General features: G+C 52.3%; 11 protein-coding genes and 1 pseudogene. 7 read left to right on the top strand and 5 right to left on the bottom strand.

Going from position 1 to position 8,833, the window contains the following annotated elements:
• Nucleotides 1–460 precede the first annotated feature (460 nt).
• Complete coding sequence (locus QRN55_RS22410; RefSeq protein WP_113090081.1) at nucleotides 461–679, top strand: hypothetical protein; 219 nt, start codon at nucleotides 461–463, stop codon at nucleotides 677–679.
• A 41-nt stretch (nucleotides 680–720) separates the two neighbouring features.
• Nucleotides 721–1,125 (top strand): hypothetical protein, encoded by a 405-nt coding sequence (locus QRN55_RS22405; RefSeq protein ID WP_233123575.1) that lies wholly within the window; start codon nucleotides 721–723, stop codon nucleotides 1,123–1,125.
• 119 nt (nucleotides 1,126–1,244) lie between these two features.
• Here QRN55_RS22405 and QRN55_RS22400 read toward each other — a convergent pair.
• Nucleotides 1,245–1,367 (bottom strand): annotated as a pseudogene (locus QRN55_RS22400) (VapC toxin family PIN domain ribonuclease); the annotation flags it as partial.
• A 647-nt stretch (nucleotides 1,368–2,014) separates the two neighbouring features.
• Here QRN55_RS22400 and QRN55_RS22395 point away from each other — a divergent pair.
• From QRN55_RS22395 to QRN55_RS22385, 3 genes are all read left to right on the top strand, one after another.
• On the top strand, nucleotides 2,015–2,182 hold the full coding sequence (locus tag QRN55_RS22395; protein WP_233123576.1) for a hypothetical protein: 168 nt from the start codon (nucleotides 2,015–2,017) through the stop codon (nucleotides 2,180–2,182).
• A 421-nt stretch (nucleotides 2,183–2,603) separates the two neighbouring features.
• Nucleotides 2,604–3,926, top strand: a complete 1,323-nt coding sequence (locus QRN55_RS22390; RefSeq protein WP_233136704.1) for a type II toxin-antitoxin system HipA family toxin — start codon at nucleotides 2,604–2,606, stop codon at nucleotides 3,924–3,926.
• Between the two features lie 16 nt (nucleotides 3,927–3,942).
• Nucleotides 3,943–4,221 carry a helix-turn-helix transcriptional regulator gene (locus QRN55_RS22385; protein ID WP_111840549.1) on the top strand — a complete coding sequence of 93 codons (279 nt, stop codon included), beginning with the start codon at nucleotides 3,943–3,945 and terminating at the stop codon, nucleotides 4,219–4,221.
• 553 nt (nucleotides 4,222–4,774) lie between these two features.
• On the opposite strand, the gene QRN55_RS22380 is transcribed toward QRN55_RS22385, so the two are convergent.
• The gene (locus QRN55_RS22380) at nucleotides 4,775–5,290 is read right to left on the bottom strand and encodes an RNase H family protein (RefSeq protein WP_233136705.1); all 516 of its coding nucleotides are present in this window, start codon (nucleotides 5,288–5,290) and stop codon (nucleotides 4,775–4,777) included.
• A gap of 397 nt (nucleotides 5,291–5,687) precedes the next feature.
• Here QRN55_RS22380 and QRN55_RS22375 point away from each other — a divergent pair, with 397 nt between their 5' ends.
• Nucleotides 5,688–5,921: a BrnA antitoxin family protein gene (locus QRN55_RS22375; protein WP_233123579.1), complete on the top strand. Its 234-nt coding sequence runs from the start codon at nucleotides 5,688–5,690 to the stop codon at nucleotides 5,919–5,921.
• A gap of 313 nt (nucleotides 5,922–6,234) precedes the next feature.
• Here QRN55_RS22375 and QRN55_RS22370 read toward each other — a convergent pair whose 3' ends face one another.
• Nucleotides 6,235–6,495, bottom strand: coding sequence for a hypothetical protein (locus QRN55_RS22370; protein ID WP_233123580.1), 261 nt, complete (start codon nucleotides 6,493–6,495; stop codon nucleotides 6,235–6,237).
• A 76-nt stretch (nucleotides 6,496–6,571) separates the two neighbouring features.
• On the opposite strand from QRN55_RS22370, the gene QRN55_RS22365 reads away from it, so the two are divergent.
• Complete coding sequence (locus tag QRN55_RS22365; RefSeq protein WP_162694709.1) at nucleotides 6,572–6,796, top strand: hypothetical protein; 225 nt, start codon at nucleotides 6,572–6,574, stop codon at nucleotides 6,794–6,796.
• Between the two features lie 419 nt (nucleotides 6,797–7,215).
• Here the strand turns inward: QRN55_RS22365 and QRN55_RS22360 are convergent, their stop codons facing one another.
• Together QRN55_RS22360 and QRN55_RS22355 are read right to left on the bottom strand one after the other, a co-directional pair.
• Nucleotides 7,216–7,962, bottom strand: a complete 747-nt coding sequence (locus QRN55_RS22360) for a histidine phosphatase family protein (protein WP_233123581.1) — start codon at nucleotides 7,960–7,962, stop codon at nucleotides 7,216–7,218.
• 381 nt (nucleotides 7,963–8,343) lie between these two features.
• Nucleotides 8,344–8,700, bottom strand: coding sequence for a hypothetical protein (locus QRN55_RS22355; RefSeq protein WP_350225199.1), 357 nt, complete (start codon nucleotides 8,698–8,700; stop codon nucleotides 8,344–8,346).
• Between the last annotated feature and the right edge of the window lie 133 nt (nucleotides 8,701–8,833).

Genomic DNA, 8,833 nt, shown 5'->3' with positions numbered 1-8,833 from the left:
GATACTATTATTGTGATTGCAAGACGTCAGCTTGTCGCCCTACTCAAACCATCTAAATCCATCCTGTTTGCTTTCCGTTCCCTTTGTCTAAAGTAGTCAAAAAGCTATATAAAACAATCGGCTAGTCTGCGCATACTAAATCGTCCGGAAATTCCCCGCTGAACCGCAGGTCAAGATTTATGTGCCTTTCCAATCTATACGATCGAAATCTTATATATAATATATGAATCACCAGCATAATTATTATATATTTTCCTTCACCCACTCACTTGACTTGAGTGAAACAACATTCCAATTGGCAAGTATATATAATTGATTCACATGTATTGATATGCTATCTCATGAAAAAATATATCTAAATGTGTGCAGATTCACGTCCCTCAAGGTTGCAGAAATGGATTGACTATCACAATCAGCTAGCAGACCATCTGCTCAAAATGACAGGGGTAGCGAAATCAACATGTCGCCAGAGCGCTTTAATCAATGTCTGCGAGTCATTCGCTGGACGCCGATCAATATTGCGTCCGCCCTGCAATGCGAGCTTTCGTGGATCGAGGCCCTTGAAGCGGGCAACAACGCCGTCCCTGCCGGTCTAGCCGAATGGCTCGAAACGCTTGCACAAGCACATGAGGCTCTTCCGCCGCCTATCGACTACAGAGGCAAACGGTCGGACCTCTGATCGTCAACACCGCCATCTTAACAATTACCGGATCACACACTATGAAACATGTCATTGCAGCACTGAGCTTCACAGCTTTTGCAAATCCAGCTCTTGCCGCATCCTGCGAGAAAAACTTCAGCGTTTCCGGCCTACCAATGGTGACCGCCGTGTCTTACAAGTCGTGGCAGGAGTTGCCTAAAGCAAAAGCCCCTATTGTCCTGCAAAAACTCGCGCAGGCCGTGGCCGCTGAAGGCTTCTCGGGTATCAAGATCGATAAGTCCTTGTCATCAATTGACGCCCATCAGGAAACCAGCGGAAGCGGCAGGATCCAGACGCTTCGGGTTGTTGCCAGGCAAAAAGGTGCAGCAGTTCGAATCGACGCCGTGTTCAATATTCAAGCCGGACAGGTCACCGATAAAAATATCGTCCGTAAAGGAATCTGCAACATCATAAACGGCGTTTAGGGCCGGCTTAACGACCGGTCCAACAGTATAAGGCCCTATGAACATGAAACCAACCCGCTCATATCAGCCGCCATCGAATAAGAAATGGTAGAGGGATGTGCATCAGTGTGTCTCTCAAATTATCCCTGCCACGAATCAACAATGATAGCACCGGTACCATCGAAATCCCGTACGTTCCGCGTAACAACGGTCAGGTTGTAAACAAGCGCGGTCGAGGCAATCAAGGCATCGGCCTCGTTACGGTCCTGCCTGCCGGGACAGGCCACAAGCGGTTGAAGGCATCGCCGGACTTTCACGTCGTAGGCGCATATCCTCCAGATCAGGAGGTCGACATACAGCGCTCAGCTCCGACGAAAGATATGCTGAGAAAAATCAGGGCGCTTGCTACTCCAACAAATGATCCGTAGAGGGATCGCCGGGTGCCTTGCAGAGGTTATGGGGCATGAAATAAACACCCATCCACATCAGGCAACAGCAATCGAAATTACCAGCGATACGACGAGATGACGGTCAAGGGCGGTGGACATAGTTCAAAAGGGGAACAAAATCCGTCATAATCAGTTCGTATCCATTGAGTGGCGTGGCGGCGCCACCGCTTGCATGTTGACCACGGATGTACTGGCGACAGATGATGACAAGCGACAGAAGGTCGGTGCAGTTGCCCCGACCTTTTTTGTTCCAATATATTGAAGACAAATGCGCACGCCGGGCTTTAACGCTGGTAACTCCTGCAAACACCGATTAGCGGTCCAAGCCGCACCTATAAGCCAGCGACAGACTGGGTATAAATGTCCACATTCGAGACATTTTACAGGTCAGAATTCGCACGAGGCTCAACTGGAACCAGTCGGCGACCGATCGCATTTGATCGGGGTAAGGAGAATGCTGCATGAGCCAGACAGAGATCAAGCAATACAACGCCGAAATGCTCCAAGAAGTCTACGAGCTGAGTTTGCCAAAAGCCATCGAGGTTTTAGATCGCTTCGGTGGAGACAGCGCGTCGATCGAAAAGATGATGAAGCGGTGTCCTCGTCGGGGCCCTAAGAATAGACGCTAGAAGGGAAACAGGGGTCGTTCAATTACCGCACACCTTCGTATTTGGTTTTTCTGGTCGGATCTGAAAACCCTCGTAGCAAGCACTTCACCAGTGGAAAATCAGAAAAGTTCTTTGGGGCAGCGCGGTGCACGCATCGCTCGAACATCGCAATCTATGACACTATGTCGGGCTCACCGTCACGAGCCGTGCCAGCCCCAAGCCCGGTGTGAGGTTTGCATTCGCTCAACGTGCCCTATCGCGCCATTCGGCCCGTCGAAACCGTCGAGATAAGAAACGTCGACGAACGAAACTTCCGTGGGACGAATCGGAACAAGCACTACCTTATCGCCGTTCCATTACCGAATGAGGCGCTATTTACCCATTGAAATGGGTTGAATAAATGCATAAATCGCATTACTTGTACCACTAAGAGGGTCAATTAATGCGCTTAACGCTCCAAACCCATTTTGACGACGCGTGGCACCATGCCGCAACGCTAGAACTTAAGGACGACGCGGCCGGCTTCCGGGGCGCGTCTATTGTCGATTACGATCTCGACTATTTCGTCAATGTGGCATCGGCGGAATTCGCGGCCGGAAAAACCGTCCGCGACCATCACGCCTTATCGGTCTGTTATCCTGTTGATTTAGAAAATCGATACAGCGGCAACTGGCCGCCTTTCCTCCTGGATCTTATGCCGCAGGGGCATGCAAGGCGAAAGCTTGCGGAGCACCTTAGCCTTGCTGAAGGTTCGCGCGCCTCCGATCTCCCGCTGCTGTTACGATCGGCAACAGGCGGTATAGGCAATATTCGGATCAAAGAAGCGTCAGACGAAGAAACAGAGCGGCTACGCGGTGTTGAGCGCCAAGGGGTAACAGAAGTGGAAATCCGTGAACGGTCGGATCGCTTCATGGAAGTAGCCGACCGCTTCGGCATGCTCGCCTCAGGCTCCAGTGGCTTGCAAGGCGAGTGGCCGAAGGTCTCAATGACCCAGGCAGATAATGGGCTCTATTATCCTGACAGCTTCGTGGGGGATGACGAGGCTGTGCGCCATATCATCGTCAAACTGGTGCGCAGCAACGAACCTGTGGATCGCCTTATACTCGAAGGAGAAGCTCTCTATTCGCGGATTGCTCGCGAGATCGGCCTTAATGTCCACGAACCCTCGACCTATGCCGAAGGCGTCTTGATCATCCCCCGTTTCGACAGGAAAAAGAGAAAAGGCGGTGGCACTGTGCGGTTGGGGCAAGAGAGTCTCGTTTCAGCGATTGGCGTGGCAGATTTCGGACATATCGGCACACATGAGGCCTACATCGACGTTCTACGTCGATATTCGGCTGATCCTTTCTCGGACATAGTTGAATACTTGAAGCGCGACATTGCAAACCAAGCCCTTGGCAATCCTGATAATCACGGCCGCAATAGTGCGCTAAGCAAACACCAGGAGGGCACGATACGTTTGTCTCCACTCTTCGATTTCGCCCCTATGCGGCTGGCCAGGGAGGGGATTGTTCGCTCCACTCGATGGGCGACTATGCGTGAAAGCGGTCGCGATCATCGTCCCGATTGGAGAAGCATTTGCGGTGAATTAGCACCTGATCCTGCCGAGCAGAAGGTGTTAGCAACTGCGCTCGCCAAGTTTGCCGAACAACTGCGCCAAGTTCCTGCCATAGCAAAAGATCTGGGAGCATCTCCGGAGATTCTAGAGCGTGCGATGGGACGCTGTATCGAAGTCGCAGACAGTGTTTTAGACACATGCCAGTGACGACGGGGAACAGGTGATGGCTCGTTGGAAAAAACCCACAAAAGAAGAAATCCTTGAGAACCGGAGAACACTGGCGGAGCGCGCGCGCACTGGGGACTTAAGGCTGCCAAGTGCTGTGCTAGAAATCCGCAAAGGGTTCGGTATGACGCAAGAAGAGTTCGCCAGGACGCTATCACTTACCCGGCGCCAAATCGCTGAGATCGAAACAGGAACAGGGAACCCGACGCTCGAAACATTAGAGAAGATCGGCAGGCTTTTCGGATTCGGAATCGGTTTCGTACCCAAAAGTGGTTGATGCAAAAGCTGAATTGCGCGAGAACGAACTCCGCACGAGCACGCCAGACCACCTCGCCCATCTAACGACTTCACCAGAAGCGTAAAACAAGCACCCGGCAAATGCCGGACCGAATAACAGCTGAATGCTACAGAGCCGATCAGAAGAGCACAGAGACAGAAGAGGGCCTGTTTTCGCGAAGACTTTTGTCACCTCGCCCGCGAACCAATCAGGGGCGGACATGCCGCCGCTGCGTAGAAGGACACCGACCAGCCGCCTCCGCTCGCGGATGTCGCCCTTTATTTCCCTATGGCGAGCCGTGATCTCTTCGTCAGCTCCGGTCCTACGTAACGGCGTTTTTCACCCTCATCCGTCGGGCACTCAACATACAAATACTTGCGTCCCTTGACCGGTACGGACACTAACCGACCATCTGGCGAAAAGTCTGCTCGATTTGAGCATCGAATGTCTGTTCCGCGAGTTCCGCGAATGCAGTATGATATAAAAGGTCGATTTGCTCCACGGGCTTCATAATATAAGGAATTTGCAAAAACCTTGTAACGCCATCGCGGCCCTAACAAAGCGGAACGCAAGCCTTGGGAACGTGTCCGACTGGTCGATGACGACCACTTTTCAAAGCCGCCCGCGCCGCTGCATCCGCCATCTCGTTTCCTTCGATTCCTGAATGCCCCTTGCACAAACGAATCCTGATCTGCGGAATCCGGCCTAGCAGATCATCGAGTTCCTGCCATAGCTTTGCATCCGGGATCGTGCGGCGTCGTTCATGGGAATTCGCTCTCACTCGTTTCCAGCCGTTGCCGCGCCAAATATGTCGCCATCGGTTACAGCCCTCTACAACATGGACGGAGTCCGTCCAGATAACTGCAGTGACCGGCGGAGCTTCATTCACAAGCCATGATGCCGCACGAACGACCGACGTGACCTCGAACGTGTTGTTCGATGTACCTGTCATGGCACCTGCAGCGGAATGTATTTGAAGCTCGCCGTGTATGACCACGAACGCCCAGCCTCCCGAGCGGGAGGCGGCATCGAAGGACCCGTCGGTATAAAGTTGAAGGGTGTCAGACATGGAACGCAGCTTAGCACGCCGTGGAAGCCGGGCAAGGCGCACTCGCGCATGCGCAGCAATGGTAATTGCGGCAAAAAAGCTGTCAGCATATTGGTTTCCACGCGGAAGTGAGCCGGTAGAGATGCGGACGAAAACTCGAACCACTAGATGAGGTATCCCATGCATACACCACTCGCAATGCCGAGCCGTCGATCAACCTCGGCAAGCAGGTTAATGCGCCTAGCGTTACAATGCGATGCTGCCCATCGGAGATCCGCTCGCACCAATCGACATTCAGGCTGGATAGCCCTAAAACACTATCAAGCTATCCCTCTGTCGAGCCTGGGACTTTAAGACGATCCACGCTTGCATCAGGCCGTTTGCCCTCACAAAACACCGACGTCAAGGACGCACCATCATGGTAATGAAACCGCGCAGACCATCAGACCCCAGAGAGGCTGCCGAAGCGCTGTTTGCAGCGTCGAAAAAGGCGGCTGCACCCGCCGTGGAAAAACGTGCCATTCCTAATACAAAAGAGCTTGTGTCTTTGAGGATCGATAGTGATGTTCTTGCGTATTTTCAGGAAGACGGCCCCGGCTGGCAGGACAGAATAAATGATTTGCTTCGAGCCAAAATGTTGGCAGCCGAATGAACGGCAACCGATAATACGCGCCCTCATCGAACGATGAAAACACGTTCAGGCTCAGACAAAGGTGTATATTGTTTGCCTATCCCCGTGCAGACTTTTTTTATCACCTTGGGCACAACGTTCGCTTCGTTATCGATGCCAGCGGCAAGACATTTCGTCTGCTAAACAGGCGGCACACGAGCGAACCATAGCTTCCATTCTTGTTGGATTGAACGACGACATTCCAGGCGAAGGCTTCCCCGATCAAATCGCCATCGTGAAAGGTGGGGAAAGCCGCACTGTCATGGCAATCAGGAATCTCTAATCCGCCAACGTCTCAACAATAGGTTATTTCTGAAAGACCCAGTCGCCGCACTTGAGTCTCTGCGTACTCAATAGCACGGTCTTTCTCAGGGAAAGTGAACAAAGCCGACGCGCCTTCTTCGGTCACGCGCACTGACCAAAGATTATCGTCACCAAACAGTTCGACTTTTGCCAACAGGGCTTCGTCCACGCGATTGAATATGTCTGCCATGAAGTAAAAATACACACCGGCAGTGTGGTAGTCTAGTACTCGTGTCTGTACGATATCGTACATATGCTATATTAGGAATATCTTCATTAGTGGAACATTTACCGGCTTGTGCGATTGGGGGCCGTCTAGGAGAGCCCCTTTGAAAACAACCTACTTTTTCCATATGATCTATGATCAGCATTCCGACATCGATCAGAGGGGATCAGAGTTCTCCACATCCTATAGGGCCGTTGACGAGGCAGTTCTAACCCTGCTGACAAAAGCGTTAGATGCGCAGGTTTTTGGGAAACCATCCCCCCGCCAAGTTGCCGTGGTGGAGGGCGGAAAAATCCCAAAAGTGGTTGCGATTAGAGACGTAACGTAAATGAACTGAGGCCGAACAGGAATTTCTAAACAGATCGACTTCAGTTTGACGGCGAATGATTAACCACGCAAAGGCTTCGGAACGCCATTGACCCTTGCTTGATGCATTGCGGCCACCAAATGCCAATCTTTACCACTGACGCTTCGAGGTTGATGCGTTCGAGAAGCGCTGCGCCTGCAATGCAAACCTATGGTGCAATCAACGTCCTTCGAGTATCCAATCTCGATGTACAAGCAAAGTAGCTTATTCCCACTGTTTGCTCAGTTGGTTTTGCCAATTCCGGTCATTTGTTTGAACGCGAAACGTATAAGGCTGAGAAACAGGACAAAAAATCTTGGAAAAAAGACGAAATCTCAGACTGATAGCCCGTTCGGTTGCCAGAAATCATTCGGTCTTTACCCGTTCGTACGCAGGGAATTTCAGGGCTGTGGCTCGGGCCGTATCGTGACCTCTGCGCCATAGGCTTGGCGCAGCTCGTTTTGGCCGGGCTCACGATCCTTCGCCTGATGTAGCCGCGTTGAAGTATATCCCATACCACCCGTTCCCTCGATGAGGGTAACGTCGGCATTTCCCGGATTGACGGATCGTTCGAACCAATCGACCGGATGCTGCAGGAAACTCATTTCAAATGCGCGGTTTGTAACACCGTGGCCGACAATCACCACGTTATCGTGGCCCTGTCGGGCCTCATGCATGATCGTCTGCAGGAACAGCCGCATGCGCTGCGCGACATCGGCGCGGCTCTCGCCATCGGGCGGTCGGGCGTAGAATTTACCGCTGTTGCTGCGCAGTCTTGCCCATTTCTCGAACTCGTCAGGAAACTTCTTCTCGCGCTCAACGTGATCGTAGATTTCTGTGAAGAGCCCAAAATCCTGCTCTCGCAATAAATAGTCTTCACGTACCTTTTCGACGCGTTCGACCGGTAAAGCCTCGAGTACAGCGTCTTTGCTTTGCCGGGTGCGCAGAAACGGTGAGTACCACACGCGAAGATTTCGCAATCCGGGTTCCGCCAACCCCGCGAGATAGGTGGCGATCACGGCCCCAGCCTCGGCAGCCTGGCGGTATCCCCATTGCGTCAACGGTACATTGTGATCGCCAAACTGGCTGTAAGCCCGTTCGTCGAGATTGCCAAGGGATTCACCGTGGCGAACAAGAAAGACGCGCATCAGCTATCCCGCTGCGATTGATAAGACGCCCCAGCGACCATGAACGCCGGCCATCCTGTCAGCGACCCGGGCTGGATCGCCAAACCCTTATTATCATATGATTTTCAAATCACGAGACCACAAAGGCTCCAGTAAGCAACAAATCACTGGTGTGGCCTTACCAGGCCATTAATAGCCAACGACATCATCTTTACCGACTGATCGCCATGGGACCTGGATCACCGAACAGCAGCTGTAGATTTGTCCCATCGAGCCGCTGCTCACCTTATCAAATCACCGACCTCATTCTCCACGGCGCTAGCCTTACGCAATAACTGACTGATGTTGCCGACAACCGACAGCAAGTGTCGATTTGAAGGTCGCGTAGGTGTTCGACCTCGGTTACAGAGAGAGGTCAAGATTTGCAACGACGGAAATCTTTGTGCCGCTATCAAGTACAATGTGCAGGTCGCGGATCATACCTGCAGCCAAAAGAAACGCAGCGCGAACCTGATCGTCGTCTCGCCAGCCCCGTTCGACCGACAGAGCCGTTGTATGAATATCGAGTACGATATCGCGCCCTGGCCCTTTGGATATACCTACAGCCTCTCGAAGGTCTGCAATCGTCGCGACGGCGCGCTCAAGCATTTGCCGCTTTTGAAGCGCATCAAGGCGCTCTATCCGATTGGCATCGCGGATAAGTTCGCCAATAAAATTCGTGACCAGGCTCATCATGCATGAAATGCCGGACGCATGCATTTTTTCAAGTCCCTGACTGGGTGAAACTTAATGAGCCCTGCTGTTTGAGAATGTCTGTGGTCCAACCGCATCACCGATGCCAGCCGATACTCATAGGTGCCAAGCTAATCGCCACCGGAACCTCACGGTCATC

It is taken from the genome of Agrobacterium sp. lyk4-40-TYG-31 (assembly GCF_030209855.1).
Taxonomy (GTDB): Bacteria; Pseudomonadota; Alphaproteobacteria; order Rhizobiales; family Rhizobiaceae; genus Agrobacterium; species Agrobacterium vaccinii.
The sequence above is the reverse complement of the archived record's forward strand: the minus strand, read 5'-3'. Positions and strand labels throughout refer to the sequence as shown.

Bases quoted from the DNA above. Each gene is read 5' to 3' on its own strand.
- QRN55_RS22410 (WP_113090081.1), top strand. From the start codon at position 461: ATGTCGCCAGAGCGCTTTAATCAATGTCTGCGAGTCATTCGCTGGACG.
- QRN55_RS22405 (WP_233123575.1), top strand. From the start codon at position 721: ATGAAACATGTCATTGCAGCACTGAGCTTCACAGCTTTTGCAAATCCA.
- QRN55_RS22395 (WP_233123576.1), top strand. From the start codon at position 2,015: ATGAGCCAGACAGAGATCAAGCAATACAACGCCGAAATGCTCCAAGAA.
- QRN55_RS22390 (WP_233136704.1), top strand. From the start codon at position 2,604: ATGCGCTTAACGCTCCAAACCCATTTTGACGACGCGTGGCACCATGCC.
- QRN55_RS22385 (WP_111840549.1), top strand. From the start codon at position 3,943: ATGGCTCGTTGGAAAAAACCCACAAAAGAAGAAATCCTTGAGAACCGG.
- QRN55_RS22380 (WP_233136705.1), bottom strand. From the start codon at position 5,290: ATGTCTGACACCCTTCAACTTTATACCGACGGGTCCTTCGATGCCGCC.
- QRN55_RS22375 (WP_233123579.1), top strand. From the start codon at position 5,688: ATGGTAATGAAACCGCGCAGACCATCAGACCCCAGAGAGGCTGCCGAA.
- QRN55_RS22370 (WP_233123580.1), bottom strand. From the start codon at position 6,495: ATGTACGATATCGTACAGACACGAGTACTAGACTACCACACTGCCGGT.
- QRN55_RS22360 (WP_233123581.1), bottom strand. From the start codon at position 7,962: ATGCGCGTCTTTCTTGTTCGCCACGGTGAATCCCTTGGCAATCTCGAC.
- QRN55_RS22355 (WP_350225199.1), bottom strand. From the start codon at position 8,700: ATGCATGCGTCCGGCATTTCATGCATGATGAGCCTGGTCACGAATTTT.